We start from the raw sequence: 21,072 nt of genomic DNA, 5'->3' as shown, positions 1-21,072 counted from the left end.
TCGCGTAATCGGGCTCGCCCGCAGAGAGGGAGCCAGACTATGGGACTCGCAGAGCTCGTGTTGCTCGCCGTTGGCCTTTCGATGGACGCCTTTGCCGTTTCCATCTGCAAGGGTCTCGGCATGAAAAAGATCAACCTTAAAGTCGCCGTAGTGCTCGGCCTGTTCTTTGGCGGCTTTCAGGCCGGCATGCCCGTGATCGGATGGGCGCTCGGCAGTCAATTCATGGGCATCATCGGGCCCATCGACCATTGGATCGCCTTTATCCTTTTGGCCTTCATCGGCGGCAAGATGCTGTGGGAGGCCTTTACCGAGGACGAGGGCGAGAGCGACAACAAGAATGCCGAGAAGATTGACCTGGTAGAATACCTGGTTCTCGCCATTGCCACCTCGATTGACGCCCTGGCCGTAGGCATCTCGTTTGCGGCGCTCTCGGTTGACATCGTGCCCGCTGTATCGCTTATCGGCGTCACAACGTTTATCTTCTCCGTCGCCGGCGTGGCGATCGGCCATACCTTTGGCGCGCGCTACGAAAAGCCTGCCACCATCGTGGGCGGCGTCGTGCTCATCCTCATCGGCCTCAAGATTCTGCTTGAGCATCTGGGGATCCTCGCGATATAAAAAACGCCTCTCATAAGCTCAACGTCAACGTGGAAGTCTCATGCAGAGTTTTGCATAAGGCCTTTTCGTGCAGACTTTTGCATGTCATACTGATATGCAAAAGTCTGCACGTTAGGAGATTGCCGTGGATACCCTTCCCATCACCACGCCGCGCCAAGCTGGCATCTACGTGCGCCAGGCACGCGAGTCACAGGGAATCACCCGTGCGGCCCTCGCTAAAAAAGCCGGTGTTTCGGAGCGCCTGCTCGCATCGCTCGAGCTAGGAGATGCCACCGGCATTCGACTCGACAAGCTATTGGCAATCTTCAATGCTCTCGGACTGGCGCTCGCCGCTCAAGGGGATATAGGCGAAGCAAAAAACGAGCGACCAGTCGACGCCCCGCATGCCAATCCGCTGCCTCGCAGCATCCCCAGGCGCCATCACACTCAACGTCCTCATCATCGCAACCGTCGTAGTACCGCCATTCCGGCTCTTGCAGATGCCCCCTTTACATCCGCACTCTACGACGAGGTCTTCGCCGATTTCGCCATGTCCAATCTCGGAGTCTCGATTGCCGCAAACGCATCTAACCAAACCAAGCCCGAAGGGAAATAGCCAATGGCCAGAACATCACTTCGGACCATTATTTGCGGCGTACCTGCGGGAACGCTCACGCAAGATGAGAACGGTCTTATCAGCTTTACCTACGATCATGACTATGACGGGCCAGCCCTATCGACCAACATTCCCGTATCAAATCGCACATACGGCCAACAGGTCATGAATCCGTACTTGTTTGGCCTTCTGCCCGACAGCGAGGACCAACGAAAAGCGATTGCCGCCGAATTCGACGCCAGGCCCAATAATCCCGTTGCGCTGCTCAGCCATATCGGACTCGACTGTCCGGGCGGAGTGCAGTTTTGCGCCGAAGAAGATATCGACGCCGCCTTGCATCGCACTGGCGAATACCGCCCTATAGACGACCACGAGATTGCCTTGCGCCTCAAGTCGATCAGGGATGACCGCGAGGCATCGTGGATGGGCCTAGATGAAAGTTGGTCACTTGGAGGCAACCAGGGCAAGTTCGCACTCGCGCTCATAGACGGTCGCTGGTGCGAATGCGTAGGTTCCTCGCCCACGACGCATATTTTCAAAAATGGCGTTATCGGATTTAAACTTGAAGCTCTTAATGAGTTTGTCTGCATGAAAAGCGCCCAGCGCGCGGGTATCGCAACGGCGAACGTTGAGTATCGCTTATTTGAGGACGAACCCGCCCTCATTGTTGAACGCTATGACCGTGTGAAAGCCAAAGACGGAACAATCATGCGTCTACACCAAGAAGACCTCTGTCAGGCCCTTGGAGTGATGCCCGCTCAAAAGTACACGGCAGACGGTGGCCCGACCGCACGCGACATTCAGGAACTCCTCGTCAACACGAGCCATCATCAACTTAACCTGTATCTGTTTACGCAGATACTTTTCTTTAACGCCATCATCGGCGCACCGGACGCGCATGCGAAGAACTATTCCCTGCTTCTTGGAAACGGCAGCACAGCTATGATGGCCCGTATGTATGACGTTGCATCGGGGCTGGCATACGAACGCATGCGGCGAAAAGCGCGCCTTGCCATGAGCGTTGGCGGCGAAAATCGTGTGGGGCGCATCGGTCCAGGCGCTATCCGCCGATACCACGGTATGGGCGACCCCGCGCTGGAGGCGGCGCTCACCGATGCCGGGCTATCCGAGAAGTTTTGCTTTGCGACCATGATGGACCTCGCCTACGAGGTACCCATTTGCATGGAAGAGGTCATGGACGAATACGCCGACCTGCCCGGCATGGCGGACCTGCGCGAGCATATGCTCGGCCCCGTCTGCGAAAACTGCCAGCGCACCCTCGACCTCATCAAGGCGGATATGGGCTAGGTGTCCGTAATCTCCCATTTCCCAAAAGAAGAGAGGAGGCACCCGTCGCAAAAGCTCGGGTGCCCCCTCTCATAATGTCATTTGCAATCCACCAGCACGTGGCTCGGACTGCTGCTAGCGCAACCTTTACGCAGCGAGGCGCTTGAGGACGTCGATGAGCAGCTCGTAGAAGCGCTCGGCAGAAGCGAGCTCCATGCTCTCGTCCGGGGTGTGGACATCGGAGAGCGTCGGGCCCACGGCGATGGCGTCCAGGCCGTGCAGGGCCTCGGCAAACAGGCCGCACTCAAGGCCGGCGTGAATGGACTCGATTCGTAGCTCGGAGCCAAAGAGCTCGCGATAGCTCTCGACAAAGATGTCGCGGACCGGCGAATGCTCGGCATAGCTCCAGCCGGGATACTCGAACTCAAACTTGGCGTCGAATCCCAGGACATCGGCCAGCGTCTGCAGGCGGTCCTTGAACTCGTTCTGCAGCGAGGTGATCGAGGAGCGCGGGGACAGCATGATCTTGACTTGGTCGTCAGAGGTGGCAACCACGCCGATGTTGGAGGAAACCTCGACGGAGCCGTCGGTGGCGACATTGCGGCGGATCACACCGTTGGGGGCAAGACGCAGAGCGCGAATAAGGGCAAGTGCGGACTTTTCGTCCATGGCCTCGACCTCAGTGTTGTCGGCAATCTCAACCGTGCAGGTAAAGCCGGGGTCGAAGACCTCGAGCTCGGCAGTAACGTCGGCGATGATGCCCTTTGCGATCTGGGCCGCGGCCTCGGCTGCAGCGTGGTCGGCGTAGACCAGCTCGGCCTTGCACTCACGGTTGATGGCGTTGTCCTTGGTGCCGCCGTTAAAGCTAACGATGGCGGGCTCGCCGGCAACCATCAGGCGGTCGATGATGCGGGCCATGATGAGGTTGCCGTTGCCGCGCTCCAGGTTGATATCGCTGCCGGAGTGGCCGCCCAGCAGGCCGGAGATGTCGAGCGTGAGGGTGCTACCGGTCTTGTGCTCGCGCGCGATCGGGCAGGTGTAGGTAACGACGACGCCGCCGGCACAGCTGACGGTGGCAACGCCCTCTTCCTCGGAGTCAAGGTTGATCATGGTGCGGGCGCTAATCTGGGACTTGTCGAGCGTCTCGGCGCCGACCAGGCCAGTCTCCTCGTCGGTGGTGAACACGCACTCGAGGGCCGGATGGGTAATCGAATCGTCGTTGAGCACGGTAAGCATAAGCGCGACGGCAATACCGTTGTCGGCGCCCAGAGTGGTGCCGTTAGCGGTGAGGACGCCGTCCTTGACGACCAGGTCGATACCATCGGTCGTAAAGTCGTGCTCAACGGAGCCCAACTTGTCGCACACCATATCGATGTGGCCCTGCAGCATCACGGTCGGGGCATTCTCGGCACCGGCAGATGCGGGCTTGCGAATGATGACGTTGTAGACCTCGTCCTGGTACACATCGAGACCGCGCTCCTTGGCAAACGCAACCAGGAAATCGCTGATGCCCTTCTCGTTGCCAGACCCACGGGGGATCGCGCTGACCTCCTCAAAGAAATGGAACAGCTGGGCGGGCTCGTAGCCGGTAATCTTGTAGTCCATGGTGCCTCCTTGGCGCAACTGGTTAGACAGTAAGACATGCGACTTGTATATTCCCAGACTTTGCGTGCATAAACCAGTCGAAAACGCCGAGCGCCCTCGCATCATCGGCTAACGGTGGACCGTATAGCGTAACGGTCACAACTTCCGCAGCTCTACAAATCGAGGCGCCCTTTCCGGAGCGCCTCGATTGCGCGTATCAAATTGTCGCCACGCCCTACAGCGCGCCGGAACCGGCTTGCATCATGCCGCCGGGGCCCGAGGTCACGCCGCCGCTCACGGGCGCGGCGTTGCCGGTGTGCGGTACCGCCGGGGCGGTATCGCCACCAAGCGTGCCCGCCGGACGCGGTGCCGGGATCTCGCCCGTGCCGCGGCTAAAGACAAACTTGCCATCGGCCACGTCGCACAGGACGGTATCGCCCTCGCCCCACTCGCCGGCCAGGAGCTCCTCGGACAGCGGGTCCTCGATGAGCTTTTGAATGGCGCGGCGCAGCGGACGCGCACCGTTGGTGAGGTCGGTGCCCTCGGCCACGATCTTGTCATAGGCCGCATCGGTGAGCTTGATGTTCATGCCGTTGGCAATCAAACGCTGACGCAGGTCGTCCACCAGCAGGTGCGCGATCTTGGTGAGATTCTCGCCCGAGAGCTTCTGGAACACCACAATGTCGTCGATACGGTTGAGCAGCTCGGGGCGGAACAGGCGCTTGAGCTCGCCCATCGCGCGACCACGGATCTCACTCGACGTGAGACCCTGCTCGCCGGTGGTGCCAAAGCCAACGCTCGCATCCTGCGCAATCTCGCGGGCGCCCACGTTGGACGTCATGATGATCACGGTGTTGCGGAAGTCGACCGTCTTGCCCTGGCTATCGGTCAGGCGGCCCTCCTCCAGCACCTGCAGCAAGATGTTGAAGATATCGGGGTGCGCCTTCTCGATCTCGTCGAACAGCACGACCGAGTACGGGTGACGACGAACGGCCTTGGTGAGCTGGCCGCCCTCGTCGTGGCCCACATAGCCCGGGGGGCTACCGATGAGCTTGGAGACCTCGAACTCACTGCCAAACTCCGACATATCGAAGCTGATGAGCGCGTCCTTGCTGCCAAAGAGATACTCGGCGAGCGTCTTGGCGAGCTCGGTTTTGCCCGTGCCGGTGGGGCCCAGGAAGATAAAGCTGCCGCCGGGGCGACGCGGGTCCTTGAGCGGCGAGCGGCTGCGGCGCACGGCCTTGGCAACGGCCTCGACGGCCTCGTCCTGACCGATGATGCGCGTCTTGAGCACGCTTTCGGCCTGCAGCAGGCGGCGGCTCTCGCTCTCGGTGAGCGAGGACACCGGCACGCCCGAGGTCACGGACACGATGTCGGCAATCTGGGAGACATCGATGGTGAGCGGGCTGGCGTCGAGCTCGGCGGTCCAGGCAGCCTTGGCCTCGGCGAGCTCAATCTCGGCAGCCTTTTGCTGCTCGGTGATCTCGGCGGCCTTGTTCATGTCGTCGCTCTCGGTGGCCTCCTGCGCGGCGGCCTTAAGCTCCTCCACGCGATGCTCGGCCTCGCGCACCGGCTCGGGCGCGCGGTTGGCGGCGATGCGGGCGCGGGCGCCGGCCTCGTCAATGAGGTCGATGGCCTTATCGGGCAGGAAGCGATCCTGGATGTAGCGGTCGGAGAGGTTCGCGGCGGCCTCGATAGCACCCTGCGTATAGCGCACATGGTGGTGCTCCTCGTAGCGCGGCTTGAGCGCGGTCAGGATCTTGACCGTGTCCTCGACGCTCGGCTCCTCGACATCGATGGTCTGGAAGCGACGCTCGAAGGCCGGGTCCTTGGTGAGGTACTTGCGGAATTCCTCGGCCGTGGTGGCGCCGATAATCTGGAAGGCACCGCGCGCGAGCACGGGCTTGAGCATGGAGCTCGCGTCGATGGAGCCCTCGGCAGAGCCGGCACCGATGATGGTGTGCATCTCGTCAATAAACAGGATGACGTCGTCAGCTTCGGTGGCCTCCTGGATCACGTTCTTGAGGCGCTCCTCAAACTCACCGCGATACTTGGCGCCCGCAACGAGGCCCGGCAGGTCGAGCGTCCAGATGTTCTGGTTCATAAGGTTCTCGGGCACGTTGCCAGCTGCAATCTGCTGAGCCAGACCCTCGACGATGGCCGTCTTGCCCACGCCGGGGTCGCCCAAGATAAGCGGATTGTTCTTGGTGCGACGCGAAAGGATCTCCATCATACGCTGGACTTCCTTTTCGCGACCAATTACAGGGTCGAGCTCGCCGTCGCGCGCCTTCTGCGTAAGGTTGGTGGCGAACTGCTTAAGCGTATCGGTGCCGCTCCCCTTTTGCTGCGACGCGTCCGAGCCGCTAAAGAACGGCAGGCCCGCACCGGGACGCCCGGCACCGGCGCCGGCGAGCGGACGCTTCTTGTCCTGGTCCTTGGCGGTAAGTTTCTCGATAGCCTTTTTGATGGAGGCGGACGACACACCCAGGCGCATGAGGATGTCCATGGCCATGCCGTTACCCTCTTCGACGATGCCAATCAGCAAGTGCTCGGTCGACACGTAGGTCTGGTTGTTCTCACGTGCCACGCGGAAGGAGCGCTCCATCACGCTAATGACGAGCGGCGTAAAGGCAAGCTTGGCAGCCTCGGTCTCCTCGCTGGGCTCGGGAACCGTGGTCTGGACCTCCTTGAGGGTGTCCATGATGTCGTCGTAGGAGATATCAAGCGAGCGCAGCGCCTCGGCAGCGATGCCCTCGTCCTCCTTGGCGAGTGCGAGCAGCAGGTGCTCGGTGCCCACCTTATTTGAGTGCAGATCGAGCGCCTCCTGTTTGGCCATCGACATGACCTTGCGCGCTCGATCGGTAAATCTATCTAACATGCTCGTTTCCTTACATGAGTTCATCGAAATCAAAACGCCCGCCCGTCGGCGGCGCTTTTGTCTCTTTACCCACAGGTTGTCTATGTTAACAGCTGGAGGAATATCTATAAACCCGGCTCACATGAATGCAGGTTATGACCGCATCGCGGGACTCACCGCGCGATGCGCGACAGGCGCCCCGCAAGAGAAACCCTAGGCGTCTTTCACCACGTCGGGACTCGTCGCACGCGATGCGCGATAGGCATCGGCCTCCTTGGAGACGCGTTCGAGCAGCTCGGATGTATCGACGCCCTCGACTTGCGCGACCGTTTCCACCGTCTGCATGGCGACCGCCCTCAGGTACGCGCACGCGCTGTCCCCCGGCTGCTCGAGGTCTATCTCCTCGCCGCCCTCCCGGGCAAAGCCGACCGCCATCACAAAGCCCATGATGCCCGAGACCAGAAAGCCCACCGCAAAGCTCGAATCTGCCTTGAGCTCTTCTCCGTCGGGGTGGACGATCTCTCTCACGCGGTCGATGATGATCGTATGGATGCCCTGCACGACCTGCTCGGCGGCACCCGCCCTCATGGTGATGACGATGCGCCGCAGCAGGCAGCGGACGTCGCGCCGGTCGAACGCCGAAAGGTCGCCCTCGCTCGAAAAATGCCAGAGGGCATCGGTGATGAGCTCGTTATCCTGCAGCAGCTGGGCTATGGCGATGGCGACGAGTTCATCGAAATCGTGAAAATAGTAGTAAAACGTTCCGCGATTGCACTGGGCGGCGCGGGTCACCTCGCCAACCGACAGCTCGAAGATGCTGTTGTTCTCGATGAGCTCCCAAAACGCCTCGATGATACGGGTGCGTGCATCGGGCGCATCGGCGTCCTTACGCGGTCTCGCCATGCGCCTCACCGCACCCCTGCGCCTTGGCGTTCATGATGAGCATCTGAAGACGGTTCTCCACGTTGGCGAAGCTCACGTCGGGATCGTAGTCGAGCGGTAGGAACTGCGCCGTGGGATACTGCTTCTTGAGCGCATGGATGAGCCCGCGCCCCACGACATGGTTGGGCAGACACCCGAACGGCTGCAGGATCACGAAGTTGCGGCAGCCGCGCTTGGCGTGCTCGAGAATCTCCGCCGGAATCAGCACGCCCTCGCCCGCATCGAACGTATGGTGCAGGATCTTATCGCTCGCGCGCACGAGCTCGGGCATGCGCGTCGGCGGCTCGTAGAGCGGGCTCGCCGCGCCCAGGCGGTCGCAACGGTCGTGCGCGAGCTCGAACAGGTTGTCCGCCGTGGCGTACCAGGCCTTTTCGGGCAGCGACAGGTCGACGTGGAACTCGCGCGACTGCGCATGCTTGTAGAAATAGGTCTTGCGGATCACGTCGGTCATGCGCGCCTCGATGACCTCGAGCCCGTTGTCCTCGAGGTAGCGCTCGATCTCGTGGTTGGCGCCGAGATGGAAATTGAGCAGGTACTCGCCCACGATGAGAACGGTCGGATGCGGGTTCGAGCGGTCGTACGGAACGGCGTCCATGATCGCAAGCGCGCGTTTGAAGCCCGTCGCCTGGCCTCTCAGCCCGGAGCGCTCCATGCCCTCGATAACCTCATCGAGCGCGCGGTCGAACGCAGCGTCCGCCGCGCCCTTCTCGAGCTCGTAGGGACGGATGCGCCTAAGCATGGCCTCGAGGGCATCGATCATGGGAAGACCGTAGGCGATCTGGATGCTCGGGCCAAGGCCGAGCTTGAAGCCCGGATGCGCATTGTGGGCATCGACGTCGTCGTTGGTGAGCACCGGGACATAGTCGTATCCCGCGTCGTCGAGCGCGCGGCGCAGCAGGGGCATGTAGTGCGTCAGGCGGCAGTCGCCGATATACTTGCCAGTCACCACGGCGACGTCGTGCGGGTCGTACTTACCGCTCTCGAGTGCCGCGAGCGCCTCGCCGATCACGATTTGCGCGGGGAAGCAGATGTCGTTGTGCACATAGCGTTTGCCCAGGCGGATGGCATCCTCGCGCCCGATATCAAGGGCCTCGGCGCGCACGCCCTGATTGCGCATCGCCGCGGTCATGAGCCTGCAGAACGCATGGGAGGTGTTGGGGACCAGCGCGATCTTGTCGTGCCGGTCGCGCTTGGTGTACTTGACCTTATACGGGTCGTCGAGCGGATGGACCGCGTGCACCCGGGCGCCCTCGGCACGCTCCTCCGCGCGACGACGGTTGACCGACTCGATAAACGAACGCACGCGAATGCCCATGGGACCGGCGACGTCGCTCTCATCGAGCTTGATCATCATCGGAACCTTGGAGCCCATCTCGCCCATCATGCGCGCGATCTCGTCGGTGAGATACGCATCGTGGCCGCAGCCGAAGCTGCCCATCTGCACGAGCTCGAGCTCGGGCGTCGATGCGACGATGACCGCGCACGACAGCATGCGCGCATGATAGTTGTTCACGATGTCGATGCGGCTGTTGGAAAGATCGACGTTGCAGACCCCCGGCACCGCATCGGGCGTCAGCACGGGGATGCCGCGCTCAGAGAAGAGCTTGGGCAGCCCATGGTTGACCAGCGGGTCGTTGTGGTACGGGCGCGAAGCGATCACCACCGCGTAGCCGCCGTCCTCGTGCACGTTCTCGAGCACCTGCCTGCCGCGCAGCTGCAGCTGGTTCTCAAACGTCTCCTGCGCGCGGTCCGCCTGCTCGGTCGCCTTGGCAACCAGGTCGGCATCGATATCGAAGGTCTCCTTGCACCACGCCTTGAGCTGGCGGTTTCGGTCGCCCTCGTCGTACCAGTGGAACAGCGGCGTATCGAACGGAACGCCGAAACGCTCCTCCGGGTTATCGGAATTGCGCATCACGTAGGGGTATCCCTTTACGACGGCGCACATCCACTCGCTGGTAGAGGCGGTGTTTTCGGTGGGCACCGTCGTGATGATGGGCATGAAGATGCGGTCGACGCCGGCGTCGACGAGATTGCGGATGTGCCCGTGGACGAGCTTGGCCGGGAAGCACACGGTGTCGGATGTGACGTGCGCCAGACCGCGCTCGTACATCGCCTTGGTGCTGCGTCCCGAGACGCGCACCTTAAAGCCGAGCGTGCTGAAGAACGTCGACCAGAACGGCATGGTGTCCCAGAACTCGAGCACACGGGGAATGCCGATCGTGACATCGCGCCCCCCGCTGACGGGAACCGTGGGGTACGACTCGAACAGCAGCTTCTCGCGGTCGACAAAGAGATTGGGGGCAGCCGCGGTCCGGTCGCGCCCCGTGCCGGGTGCCTGTGCCTCGCAAGCACCCTGCGGACGCAGCTCCTCCGCCGCGGGAACCTCGCGCACGAGCTCATCCCATGAGATGGCGCCGCCGCGCGGGCAGCGATTGCCCGTGACGTAAAGCGAGCCGTCGCCAAATGCCACGACCGCGCGCTGGCAGCGGTTGTTGCACCGACGGCAGGTAACGCCGCCGAACTCGCGATGCTCGAAGCGCTCCACGGCATCGAGCCCGATAAACGACGTGCCGGCGTCGCCCTTGCGGCATTCCTCGCGCGCGAGCAGGGCGATACCGATAGCGCCCATCAGCCCCGGGTGGGGCGCACGCGTGACGGGTTTGCCCAGATACTGCTCGAATGCGCGCAGCACCGCGTCGTTTCGGAACGTGCCGCCCTGGACGACGACTTTGTCGCCCAGACGGTTGAGATTTGAAACGCGAATGACCTTGGTGAACACGTTCTCGATAATCGAGCGGCAGAGACCGGCCATGATGTCGCCCGGACCCTTACCGCGCCGCTGCTCGGAAACGACGCTGCTGTTCATGAACACCGTGCAGCGGCTGCCGAGAACGGCGGGGGCTTTGGACGAAAATGCCTCGGTCGCGATATCCTCAACGGCTATTCCGAGGTTTTTGGCAAAACCCTCGAGGAACGAGCCGCAGCCCGCAGAGCACGCCTCGTTGACGACGATATCGGTCAGCACGCCGTGGTTGAGCCAGATGGCCTTCATATCCTGTCCGCCGATGTCGAGCACGAAGGTCGCATCGGGAACGCATGCGCACGCGGCGCGGGCGTGCGCGACCGTCTCGACCGTATGGTAGTCGGCGTGGAACGCGCGCGCGAAAAGCTCCTCGCCGTATCCCGTGGTGCCCACGGCATCGATCGCAAGCGTGACTCCCGCTGTCTCCCAGCGGTTCTTCAAGCTGACAAGACCCTGTTGGGCGACGTCGAGCGGTCTGCCGTTATTAGACGCGTAGAACGAATCGACAAGCTCACCCGCCTCATCGACCAGGGCGAACTTGGTCGTCGTGCTCCCCGAATCGATACCGAGCGCCACACGCACCGTCTCTCCGGGCGCATACGCATCCGGACCCTTTGCCGGCGTCTCTTTGCCATGGCGTGCCGTAAAATCCGCCTGCTCGGCAGGTGTGGCAAAAAAGGGCTGGGCAAGACGTCCCTCCCCGCTTGCGGGCGCGACCGTCTCGAGCTTATCCAGCCGGACAAAAGCGTCGGGAAGGTCGATCGGTTGGGACGATGCGAACATGTCGGTCAGCGACAGGGCGGCACCGCGCGCGACCATGATCTGCGGATCGCGCGGGACGATAACCTGATCGTCCGATAGATTCAGTTGCTCCCGGAACACGCGGACCAGTGTGGGGTTGTAGGCGAGCGTACCGCCCTCGAAGATTACCGGCGGCTCGATGTCGATACCCTGGGCCAGACCGCCGATCGTTTGGCGGGCGACCGCGTGAAGCGCCGAAAGCGCCAGGTCGGTGGTAGGAATGCCCTCGTTGAGCAGCGGCTGGATATCGGTCTTTGCGTACACGCCGCAGCGGCCCGAGACCTCGTGGACGGTCGTTCCCCGGCTTGCGAGCTGCTCGAACTCGCCCGATTCGGTGCCGACCCCCATGAGCTTTGCCATCTCGTCGATAAATGCACCGGTACCGCCTGCGCACGAGCCGTTCATGCGCATGTCGGCAACCTCGATGTCTCCCTTATCGTTGGTGCGGAAGAAGATCATCTTGGCGTCTTGGCCGCCCAGCTCGATGGCGCAGCGCGTCTGCGGATAGAACCTGCTGATCGCGAGCGCGTTGGCGACCACCTCCTGAACGTACGAGGCGCCCAGCGCGGTCGCGATATCGCGCGCACCCGAGCCGGTCACCGCAACGCGCAGTGACTCATGGGGAAAGCGCTCGGCGAGCTCGCCGAGCATGGCGCGCACGCTCGCTGTCTGACACGCCCCGTGGCGGCGATATCCCCACCACGCCTCGGTCATATCCTCGTGCATCGCGTAAACTTTGGTCGTCGTCGACCCTACGTCCAGTCCTACTAGCAACGCCATAATGCTCCGTCTCTCGCATTTTTCCCGCTAGAGATATACCACTCTACGTAATACAACAGACTGTTGTATTTAAACTCCGTATAAAAAGCGGCTGCCGAAACGCTTCAGCAGCCGCCGAATGCACCAACAGATTGTTCTGCGCGCTAGCACGTCGGGCAACGGAGCAGCACGGGCCCTCCGGTCATGCGCACCGCTCACGCCCGCGATGTCGCCGAGAGAGCTATCCACGCTTTGGGCTCCAACCAAGCAAGTCGCCCGCGCTCAGCAGATCCCTAAGCGAGCTACTCGCACTCAGGAGCCATAGCCTGCTCCAAGAGCTCGGCATGCTCCTCCTCGAAAACCGTCCCCACAGGGAAGGCGCGACGGAAGACGAAGCGGGAAATCGGACCGGCTACCAAAAGGTTCCACGGCAGCGCCATCACAAAATTATGCGGGATGTTGATCATCCAGATCGCGGGCACGGAATACAGGTTCGCAAGGATGCCGCCGGGCATGTGCGTCAGACCCTCACAGGCACCGTACAGCGACATGATGATGACCATGGGAACGACCATGCAGGAGCTGACGGCGAGCGTCATGGCAAGTGGCGAGCTCTTGCCCGGCGTGACCAAGTACTTAAAGGCGAAACCCTTGGCGAGCGGGCTGGCGACGAACCAGTCGCAGCACATGGCAAAAATGTAGGCAACGGGGAAGCCGAGCCACGCAGTGGCAACGACCTCGCCGTTGATGGCCCCGTGCTGCAGGGCAACGTTGTAGATGCTCATCCAGAGCACCATGCAAAAGCACATGATAAAGGTGAACAGCAGGCTCTCTCGTTTGTTGATAGGCATAAAGGGCAGATTCCTCTCTGTGTTGTACCGCGGCGCCACGCAACAAAAACGGGCGGGCAAGATGGAGCTGTTGGAACTTCATCTCGCCCGCCCGTGGTACGCGCGTCTGCGACTACTTATGTGGTGGAACCAGCCTAGCACGAAACGCATGCGCTTCGTAAGCGTTGAGTTTATGAAGATGCAGGGCACCGATAATCCCCCGACCCCATAAGTTGCGGTGGAATACGGACTGTTTTGACCCTTTAAGCAGCAATTCAGTCCCTATTTCACCGCAACTCATTTGGTGCAAAGTAACCTGTCCCCCTTGTACCAATTAGCTGGTGTGGCGCCAGCGAGGGTCGGTGAGCGTACGCGCCACACCCAGTCCAACGGGCAGAAACGCTACGATGAGCACTGCGCGCACAAACCAGCCGAGCATATTGACCGTGTCGAAGGTGCACATGTAATACATCGAGCGATACAGATACAAGCCCGGCACCATAATGACAATCGAAGGCACCGTGAGGGCGATGCGCGGGTAGGTGAGCTTGACTTCAGCCAAGCTTGCGAGCAGCCCCGATACCAGCGCGCCGATAAACGCTGCTGCCTCGGGAGGCATTCCCGTGCTGAGGCCCAGGAAGGGAATCATCGTCGGCGCATCGACAAGGGTCAGACGCAGGGTATTGGACACGGCGCCGATCAACCCAGCTGCCGCGGCCATCTTTACCGGGCTGTTGAACATCACCGAGAAGCCGAATACGCCAACGAAGCTCATCACCACGCGCAGGAGCGTAAGGGCAAGCGGCGAAAGGCCCAGTGGGGCAAAGTCGTCCGGCGCCAGGCCAACACACTCGGCAACCATCCAACCTACGAGGGTCGCCATCACAATAATCGATACGGCATATGAAAGGCGCTCGATACCGCTTCGCATGTCGAGCTTGGCGATGTCGAGGCCCGCCGTAATGAGCGGAAAGCCGGGAATCACAAAGAGCATGGCGCCGATATAGCCTTCTTGGTGCGACATTGCCCCCGGTATGACCTGGCCAAGGCCGAGCAATGCCAGCAGATACGAAACGCAAGCGAGCGCAACGCCGGTCGTCAGCGCGCTGAACTGACCAAGGCCTTGCTTGAGAATATGGGAGCGGGCAAAGTTGCCGACACCCGCGCCCACAAACGCGCAGGCCATCTCGATAGGGCCGCCGCCGAGCAAAAAGACGAAGGCGCCGCAAGCACAAGCTGCCGCAAGGCCCTGTTGCCAGGGAGAGTAATCGGGTTTTGAACTCTCAACGGTCTTGAGCATCTCGTGGTATTCGTGCACGGTAAACCGGCGCCCATACGTCTCGATTTCCTTTAAGAAGCTCTCCATCATCCAAATGCGATGGGTATTGACTCCCGTTGTGGGCAGGCTGACAACCTCGTTAAAGCAGTGGCCATCTTCGATGCAGGTGCACTCAAACGACAGAAGACTTAAGTCAACGTGGATGGTGACACCGAGTACGGCGGCAACACGATTCATGGTATCGCGCACGCGCCAGGCACCCGTTCCGCTTGCCAGCATAAGCATGCCGGTGCGGCAGATGATGGATGATTTATCGGTGAGCGGCGCATCGACGGCAAGCTCATCGCCTGCCGTCACGATCTGGTGCCAGTCAGTTTTCATATGGAGCGCGCCGGCACGAACGCCGTGGTGCATGGGGGCTCTCGAAAGCAGCGAGTCAAGGCGCGAAGGCTGTGGGGGCTCCGTTGATTCGTCCTCAACCTCATCAGTCTCTTCATCGACCAGATCAAAGGAATCAAGCGGCGCTGGCTCGCGACGGTCGATCAGCTCCTCGTCCTCATCATCAAAGTAATTGAACTGATCGAGCATGTCCTCTTCGATTGAACGCTCGCTCGCGTCGTCCATATAGACGCTCCCTTCCTACCGACTAACCCCCATCCTAGGCAGCAACGGCTAAAGGAAACATAAAAGAGACGACTGTCATGCGAGCCATGTGCTCAACAGCCGTTGGGCAGTCGTTTAAGAACGTCCCCAATGACTACATCGATGTTCTAAGTGTCAACCAAGTCAACGCCGCAGGTAGAGGACGGACAGCGAGCGACGTCCAGGGCGAACAAGTTGGCATGAAAAAGGCAAGGCATAGACCTTCTGGTCATGCCTTGCCTTTTGAATGACAAATTGTCGCCCTGGGCGGCGCGCAGCGTCAACTGGTTACGCGGGTTGGCAAACCCGCGTAACCACCTAGGTCGCGCCCTTGAAGTTGAACGTCAGATTGTCCAAATGCGGCCCGCGCAGCGTCGAGCCGTTACGCGGTTCGTAGAACCGCGTAACAAGTTAGTACATCTTTGCGCCGGCGGGGATGGAGGCGTCGAGCTGGATCAGGTTGAGGCGCTCCTCGCCCTCCTCCTCGTGGACAGCGCTGATCAGCATGCCGCAGCTGGGAATACCCATCATCTTGCGCGGAGGCAGGTTGGTGATGGCGAGCAAGGTCTTGCCAACCAGGTCCTCGGGCTCGTAATAAGCGTGAATACCGGAGAGGATGGTGCGGTCGGTGCCGGTGCCGTCGTCGAGCGTAAAGTTCAGCAGCTTCTTGGACTTCTTGACGGCCTCGCATGCCTTGACCTTCACAGCGCGGAAGTCGCTCTTGGAGAAGGTATCAAAGTCGACGAACTCCTCAAACAGCGGCTCAACGGCGATCTTGGAGTAATCGAGCGTGGGCTTAAGCGACTTAACGAATGGGTTCGCGGCGTTGCCGGCCTCGGCAGCCTTGGCGGCAGCGGCACCGGACTGGAAACCCTTCTCGGGCTTCATGTGCGGGAACAGCAGCACGTCGCGGATAGAAGCCTGGTTGGTAAGCAGCATGACCACGCGGTCGATACCAATGCCAATACCGCCCGCGGGAGGCATACCGTACTCGAGGGCGCGCACGTAGTCCTCGTCATACTCCATGGCCTCATCGTCGCCGCCGGCCTTCTCGGCCATCTGGGCGGCAAAGCGCTCGGCCTGGTCGACCGGGTCGTTGAGCTCGGAGAACGCGTTGGCGTACTCGTGGCCGGCAATAACCAGCTCAAAGCGGTGCGTCAGGCGCGGGTCGTCCTCAAAACGCTTGGCAAGCGGGCTGACCTCGATGGGGTAATCGCACACGAAGGTCGGGTTGACGATGGTGTCCTCGCCCAGCTCATCGTAGATCTCGGCGATAATCTTGCCGGCGGTCCACTCGGGCTTAATCTCCAGGCCCTTCTCGCGCGCGGCGGAAGCAAGCTCCTCGACCGGCGTGTCGATGGTGACCTGCTTGCCGAGCACATCGGAGACGATGTCGGTCATGGGACGGCTGGCCCACTCACCAGAAAGGTCGATGGTCTGGCCCTGGTACTCGATGACCTCGGGGTTGCCGATGGCCTTGTTAGCCGCCTTAATGACGCCCTGGGCGAGTGCCTTCATGCCCTCGAGGTCGGAGAAGGCACGGTAGGCCTCCATCGTGGTGAACTCGGGGTTGTGGGTAAGGTCCATGCCCTCGTTACGGAAGATGCGGCCGATCTCGAACACGCGCTCAAAACCACCGACGATGCAGCGCTTGAGGTGCAGCTCGGTGGCAATACGCAGGTAGCACTCCTGATCGAGCGCGTTGAAGTGGGTAATGAACGGCTTGGCAGTAGCGCCGCCTTGGATGGTCTGCAGGATGGGGGTCTCGACCTCCATGTAGCCGTCGGACTCCATAAAGCGACGGAAGGTGGAGAGAATCTGCGAACGCTTACGGAAGGTCTCGCGAACGTCGTCGTTGGCGATCAGGTCGACATAGCGCTGGCGATAGCGGGTCTCCTTGTCGGAAAGACCGTGGAACTTCTCGGGCAGCGGACGAACGGCCTTGGCAAGCAGGGTCGCGCTCTTAGGGGCAACGGAAAGCTGGCCACGCTGGGTGCGCACGACCACGCCGGTCACGCCCAGGATGTCGCCCAGGTCGAGGGCCTTGAGCGTACTCCAGGCAGCCTCGTCCATGTCGTTGATGCGGCAGAACAGCTGAATCTCGGCAGTCGCATCGCGCACGACGATGAACATGATCTTGCCCTGACCGCGCTTGGCGACCACACGGCCAGCGATCTTCACGATGTCCTCGGTGTCCTCGCCATCGGCAAGCTCGGCGTACTTAGCCTCGATATCGGCGACGTAGTCCTCAAGCTCAGAGTGCTCGGGATAGGGGTTCTGGCCCGCCTCGAACAGGGCGGCGCGCTTGGCCAGGCGGGTGGCGCGCTCGTCGTTGAGCGTCGATGCCTGATCGGCGGCGTTCTGGTTCTCTGCCATAAGTTAGCTCCTCAAACTAAAACGCTCCCCAGGATTCGGTCCCAGGGAGCGAAAACATACCTTTACGCGGGACCGTGGTCTAGCGTGCGATCTTGGCGATGGTGTAGACGCGAGTCTTGCCGGAAGGCGTAACGACCTCGACGGAGTCGCCCTCGCCGTGACCAATGATGGCGTGACCGACCGGAGACTCGTTGGAAATCTTGTGCTCGAGCGAGTTGGTCTCGGTGGTACCGACGAGCGTGACTTCCATGACCTCGCCGTTGGGATCAATCAGCGAAACGGTGGAACCGATGGAGACGGTCAGGTCGCCCGTGGTGGCAGCAACCTGAGCGTTGGCGAGGACGGCCTGGATCTCGGCAATACGAGCGGCGTTCTGGGCCTGCTTGTCCTTAGCGGCGTCGTACTCGGAGTTCTCCGAAAGGTCGCCGAACGCGCGGGCTTCCTTGATGTCCTCGACGATCTCCTTGGCGTAATCGCCCTCACGCCAAGCGAGCTCCTCGACGAGCTTCTGGCGGCCCTCAGCGGTCAGTACGATCTGGCTTGCGTCCATACGGATATCTCCCCAACTCTGATCAAACAATCAACTGTCAACAAAACGAAAAAGACCGGCTAGCCTGCGGGCAAGCCGGTCAGGTGCTCACCCCAAAGGGATGGGACTACTCTGCGTCCGCGTCGCTGTCCTCTGCCTGCTTCTTCTTGGCAGCAGCGAGCTTGGCCTCGAGCTCAGCGATCTCCTTGTCCTCCTCGGACTGCTCGACCACGACCTCCTCGGCCTGCTTGGTCTCGGCCTTATCGTCGCCCTCCATACCCTCGCGGATATTCTTGACGGTAGAGCCGAGGGACTTGCCGAGCTTCGGCAGGTTCTTGGGCCCGAAGATAATCAGGACAACGACGAGAATAATGATGAGCTCAGGAGCCCTCAGTCCAAACATGTAGACCTCCACAATACAGCGAGACAAGCTCGAATGAGTATACCGCGGGTATCGCGGTATCACAACAATAGCTAAAAAAAGGGACCGCAAGAAGCGGTCCCTCCTCATGCTCTGGTCGGGTTGACTGGATTTGAACCAGCGACCCCTGCGTCCCGAACGCAGTGCTCTACCAAACTGAGCCACAACCCGTTAGCTCGACTATAGTAACAAAGATTTTCGCCGCATGCTAGAGAAATTTTTATTTCTTTGGCACTTCGACGCGAACCGTGTTGGGAATGAGCTCCGTCGTGCAGGCCCACCAGCCGTTTTGCTGGGCAGCGTCGGCAAGCCTTTCGGCCGTGGCGGCGGTGTCGCAAATGGCAAACGAGCAGGCACCCGATCCGCACACATCTACAGCAACGGTTCCGTCCTGTTTACGCAGCCAATCGAGAACCGTTTGAATCTGCGGCTCCATCTGTGCGGAAATGACACCCAAGTTGTTATGGATGAGCGCATATGCCGTCTCGGCATCACCAGCACGCAAGGCAGAAGCTATCGCGCCGGGCTTGTCCGCAGGCACCGGGGCCTCGTCAAAACGTCGATAGGCCTCAATTGTCGAAACGCTCGCCTCGCGCGGCTTAACCAGCACGACGGGCGTCACGGGCAGCGCGGGGTACTCAGTTGCCAGCACGTCTCCCCCACCTACGTAGAACGCAGGACTCGCGTGCAAAAAGAACGGGACGTCAGCACCAATGCCCCGCGCAATGTCGTCGAGCGCTGGGTCGGTGCGATCAATGCCCCAGAGCTCCGCCAAGGCGACAATGACCGCGGCCGCATCCGTCGAGGGGCCGCCCAAGCCGGCGCACAATGGAATGCGCTTCTCAATCGTCACGCGGATGTTTGCCTCGCGACCATAATGCTCGGCCATAGCAACCGCAGCCCGATACGCCGTATTCTTTTGCATGGGAAAATCTGATGCTGGAACCGTCTGGACGGTCAGCGCCTGCGCCGGCGTGACCGTCACGGTATCGGAAAGACCGACGGCCGCCATCAGGGAATCGACCCTGTGGTAGCCGCGGTCATCGCGCTCGGTATGAACCCCCAGGTAGAGGTTAATCTTTGCCGGCGCGGAAAGAGTCAGGGACCGATCGGTCACCGTTAATGCTCCTCGAGCTGATTGCCGAGCGGGGTAAAGATATGCTCGCCGCTCTCAGGGTCGAACAGCTCGACCTGACCGGTGAGGACATCGATATACTGGTAGGACTGACGCGACTTGCGGCCGCGGCGCTCGTCAACCTCGACGATAAAGACGGCGGGGTGGACGCTCTTGATGGTGCCCATGCGCTCGACGACGCGGGTGCGGCCCATGTTGGCCTTAACCTTGACGCGATCGCCCACCATATCGGTCAGCTTCTCGTGGATGTCGTCGACGTGATTGACTTCCATCTCTTCCATGAACAGGGCCTCCAGAAGGTGCAATTCAAAAAGGGGATAATACCCCTAAGATAGACAAAACTCTAATACTATAGCACCCTGCTGCCGCCATACGCAAGTAGCTAAATAAGCCCCGTCCCAAATACGTACCAGACGACAATCTCGCATGACCAGTTGTTACGCGGTTTGGTAAAACCGCGTAACCTAAAGGTTGTCGGTGTCCAGGACGATGGTGAATGGACCGTCGTTGACAAGATCGACTTTCATATCGGCGCCGAAAATGCCATGCGCTACGTGCTCGACGTCCTCGCGCACAAGCGTCAGGAAGTACTCGTAGAGCTCGTTGGCGACATCGGGGGCGCCGGCGTCCGTAAACGACGGACGGCGGCCGTGGCGGCAGTCGGCAAACAGCGTGAACTGCGACACCACGAGCACCTCGCCGTCGACATCCGCCAGCGCCAAGTTGGTCTTGCCGTTCTCGTCCTCGTTGATACGCAGCCCGCGGAGCTTGCCCCACAGCTTGTCGGCTTCGGCGCGTGTGTCGCCGTGGCCCACGCCCAGCAGCACCAGGTAGCCGCGTCCAATACGGCCCACGCACTCGTCGCCGACTGTCACGCTGGCGTTGAGCACGCGCTGCACCACCGCACGCACGGTCTACTCCTCGCCCGTCAGCTTGGCGGACAGATGCTCGAGCGCATGGAAACGATGGCTGATGGCGTTCTTCTCGTCCGCCGTGAGCTCGGCCATGGTCTTGCCCGGCGTATCGACCGGCAGGAACAGCGGGTCGTAGCCAAAACCGTGTTCGCCGCGGCCCTCGTGCGCGATAACGCCTTCGCAGGCGCCCTCGCCATAGGTGACCAGGCCGTCCGTATCGATAAGCGCGACGACGCTCATAAAGCGCGCGGTACGGTCCTCGTCTGCCACGCCTTCCAGGTTAACGAGAAGCTTGGCGTTGTTGGCGGCATCGTCGCCATGCACGCCCGCATAGCGCGCGCTATACACGCCCGGCTCACCGTCCAACGCATCGACGACCAAGCCGGAGTCGTCGGCGATGGCCATAAGGCCCGTCTCCTCGACCGCAGCCTGCGCCTTGATGATGGCGTTCTCCAAAAACGTCGTGCCGTTTTCCTCGGGGTCCTCAAAATCGCCCAGCTGGCCGAGCGCCACAAAGCGCACCTCGGGCATGACCTTGCCCAAAATGGCCTCGATCTCGGTGAGCTTATGGGCGTTGCCGGTTGCCACGACGATGGTCGCCGCCGGGTCGAGGGTGTCGATGTCAATCTTCTCAAGTGCCATAGCTGGTCTCCTTTGTCTCTATAGCAATGCCGAGTTGAGGACGACGAGGACTTCGGCC

Annotated in this window: 16 protein-coding genes and 1 tRNA gene; 3 read left to right on the top strand and 14 right to left on the bottom strand. The window is 61.1% G+C overall.

Annotation, left to right across the window (positions count from 1 at the left end):
- Positions 1-39 precede the first annotated feature (39 nt).
- From NBH09_RS00245 to NBH09_RS00235, 3 genes are all read left to right on the top strand, one after another.
- A complete protein-coding gene (locus tag NBH09_RS00245; protein WP_250786740.1) occupies positions 40-618 on the top strand; it encodes a manganese efflux pump MntP in 579 nt (192 codons plus the stop codon).
- 124 nt (positions 619-742) lie between these two features.
- Positions 743-1,213, top strand: a complete 471-nt coding sequence (locus NBH09_RS00240) for a helix-turn-helix domain-containing protein (RefSeq protein WP_250786739.1) — start codon at positions 743-745, stop codon at positions 1,211-1,213.
- A 3-nt stretch (positions 1,214-1,216) separates the two neighbouring features.
- Positions 1,217-2,521, top strand: coding sequence for a type II toxin-antitoxin system HipA family toxin (locus NBH09_RS00235; RefSeq protein WP_250786738.1), 1,305 nt, complete (start codon positions 1,217-1,219; stop codon positions 2,519-2,521).
- 126 nt (positions 2,522-2,647) lie between these two features.
- On the opposite strand, the gene NBH09_RS00230 is transcribed toward NBH09_RS00235, so the two are convergent.
- The 14 genes from NBH09_RS00230 to rdgB form a co-directional block, all read right to left on the bottom strand.
- Complete coding sequence (locus tag NBH09_RS00230) at positions 2,648-4,105, bottom strand: aminoacyl-histidine dipeptidase (RefSeq protein ID WP_250786737.1); 1,458 nt, start codon at positions 4,103-4,105, stop codon at positions 2,648-2,650.
- Positions 4,106-4,319: 214 nt separating this feature from the next.
- Positions 4,320-6,962: an ATP-dependent Clp protease ATP-binding subunit gene (locus NBH09_RS00225; protein ID WP_195520834.1), complete on the bottom strand. Its 2,643-nt coding sequence runs from the start codon at positions 6,960-6,962 to the stop codon at positions 4,320-4,322.
- 192 nt (positions 6,963-7,154) lie between these two features.
- On the bottom strand, positions 7,155-7,844 hold the full coding sequence (locus NBH09_RS00220; protein WP_055309426.1) for a TetR/AcrR family transcriptional regulator: 690 nt from the start codon (positions 7,842-7,844) through the stop codon (positions 7,155-7,157).
- Positions 7,828-12,267: an acyl-CoA dehydratase activase gene (locus tag NBH09_RS00215; RefSeq protein ID WP_250786736.1), complete on the bottom strand. Its 4,440-nt coding sequence runs from the start codon at positions 12,265-12,267 to the stop codon at positions 7,828-7,830. Before NBH09_RS00215 ends, NBH09_RS00220 begins: the two co-directional genes overlap by 17 nt.
- Positions 12,268-12,548: 281 nt before the next feature.
- Positions 12,549-13,097 carry a DUF2798 domain-containing protein gene (locus NBH09_RS00210; protein ID WP_022094319.1) on the bottom strand — a complete coding sequence of 183 codons (549 nt, stop codon included), beginning with the start codon at positions 13,095-13,097 and terminating at the stop codon, positions 12,549-12,551.
- Between the two features lie 313 nt (positions 13,098-13,410).
- Positions 13,411-14,979 carry a threonine/serine exporter family protein gene (locus NBH09_RS00205; RefSeq protein ID WP_216596217.1) on the bottom strand — a complete coding sequence of 523 codons (1,569 nt, stop codon included), beginning with the start codon at positions 14,977-14,979 and terminating at the stop codon, positions 13,411-13,413.
- Positions 14,980-15,408: 429 nt separating this feature from the next.
- Entirely contained in the window at positions 15,409-17,373 is a 1,965-nt protein-coding gene (gene lysS, locus NBH09_RS00200) for a lysine--tRNA ligase (RefSeq protein ID WP_250786735.1), read from the bottom strand.
- Between the two features lie 79 nt (positions 17,374-17,452).
- Entirely contained in the window at positions 17,453-17,923 is a 471-nt protein-coding gene (gene greA, locus NBH09_RS00195) for a transcription elongation factor GreA (protein ID WP_250786734.1), read from the bottom strand.
- 106 nt (positions 17,924-18,029) lie between these two features.
- Positions 18,030-18,305 (bottom strand): twin-arginine translocase TatA/TatE family subunit, encoded by a 276-nt coding sequence (gene tatA / locus NBH09_RS00190; protein WP_022094895.1) that lies wholly within the window; start codon positions 18,303-18,305, stop codon positions 18,030-18,032.
- A gap of 112 nt (positions 18,306-18,417) precedes the next feature.
- Positions 18,418-18,494, bottom strand: a tRNA-Pro gene (locus NBH09_RS00185).
- Between the two features lie 49 nt (positions 18,495-18,543).
- Positions 18,544-19,440: a 4-(cytidine 5'-diphospho)-2-C-methyl-D-erythritol kinase gene (gene ispE, locus NBH09_RS00180; RefSeq protein WP_250786733.1), complete on the bottom strand. Its 897-nt coding sequence runs from the start codon at positions 19,438-19,440 to the stop codon at positions 18,544-18,546.
- A gap of 2 nt (positions 19,441-19,442) precedes the next feature.
- Positions 19,443-19,739, bottom strand: a complete 297-nt coding sequence (locus tag NBH09_RS00175; RefSeq protein ID WP_006234957.1) for a Veg family protein — start codon at positions 19,737-19,739, stop codon at positions 19,443-19,445.
- A gap of 183 nt (positions 19,740-19,922) precedes the next feature.
- Positions 19,923-20,369: a D-aminoacyl-tRNA deacylase gene (gene dtd, locus NBH09_RS00170; protein ID WP_250786732.1), complete on the bottom strand. Its 447-nt coding sequence runs from the start codon at positions 20,367-20,369 to the stop codon at positions 19,923-19,925.
- Between the two features lie 3 nt (positions 20,370-20,372).
- Positions 20,373-21,014: an RdgB/HAM1 family non-canonical purine NTP pyrophosphatase gene (gene rdgB, locus NBH09_RS00165; protein ID WP_118081031.1), complete on the bottom strand. Its 642-nt coding sequence runs from the start codon at positions 21,012-21,014 to the stop codon at positions 20,373-20,375.
- Positions 21,015-21,072 lie beyond the last annotated feature (58 nt).

Source organism: Collinsella sp. BG-O-102 (assembly GCF_023656745.1).
Taxonomy (GTDB): Bacteria; Actinomycetota; Coriobacteriia; order Coriobacteriales; family Coriobacteriaceae; genus Collinsella.
This window is presented reverse-complemented; position numbering and strand designations above follow the sequence as displayed.

Bases quoted from the DNA above. Each gene is read 5' to 3' on its own strand.
- NBH09_RS00245 (WP_250786740.1), top strand. From the start codon at position 40: ATGGGACTCGCAGAGCTCGTGTTGCTCGCCGTTGGCCTTTCGATGGAC.
- NBH09_RS00235 (WP_250786738.1), top strand. From the start codon at position 1,217: ATGGCCAGAACATCACTTCGGACCATTATTTGCGGCGTACCTGCGGGA.
- NBH09_RS00230 (WP_250786737.1), bottom strand. From the start codon at position 4,105: ATGGACTACAAGATTACCGGCTACGAGCCCGCCCAGCTGTTCCATTTC.
- NBH09_RS00225 (WP_195520834.1), bottom strand. From the start codon at position 6,962: ATGTTAGATAGATTTACCGATCGAGCGCGCAAGGTCATGTCGATGGCC.
- NBH09_RS00220 (WP_055309426.1), bottom strand. From the start codon at position 7,844: ATGGCGAGACCGCGTAAGGACGCCGATGCGCCCGATGCACGCACCCGT.
- NBH09_RS00215 (WP_250786736.1), bottom strand. From the start codon at position 12,267: ATGGCGTTGCTAGTAGGACTGGACGTAGGGTCGACGACGACCAAAGTT.
- NBH09_RS00210 (WP_022094319.1), bottom strand. From the start codon at position 13,097: ATGCCTATCAACAAACGAGAGAGCCTGCTGTTCACCTTTATCATGTGC.
- NBH09_RS00205 (WP_216596217.1), bottom strand. From the start codon at position 14,979: ATGGACGACGCGAGCGAGCGTTCAATCGAAGAGGACATGCTCGATCAG.
- lysS (WP_250786735.1), bottom strand. From the start codon at position 17,373: ATGGCAGAGAACCAGAACGCCGCCGATCAGGCATCGACGCTCAACGAC.
- greA (WP_250786734.1), bottom strand. From the start codon at position 17,923: ATGGACGCAAGCCAGATCGTACTGACCGCTGAGGGCCGCCAGAAGCTC.
- tatA (WP_022094895.1), bottom strand. From the start codon at position 18,305: ATGTTTGGACTGAGGGCTCCTGAGCTCATCATTATTCTCGTCGTTGTC.
- NBH09_RS00175 (WP_006234957.1), bottom strand. From the start codon at position 19,739: ATGGAAGAGATGGAAGTCAATCACGTCGACGACATCCACGAGAAGCTG.
- rdgB (WP_118081031.1), bottom strand. From the start codon at position 21,014: ATGGCACTTGAGAAGATTGACATCGACACCCTCGACCCGGCGGCGACC.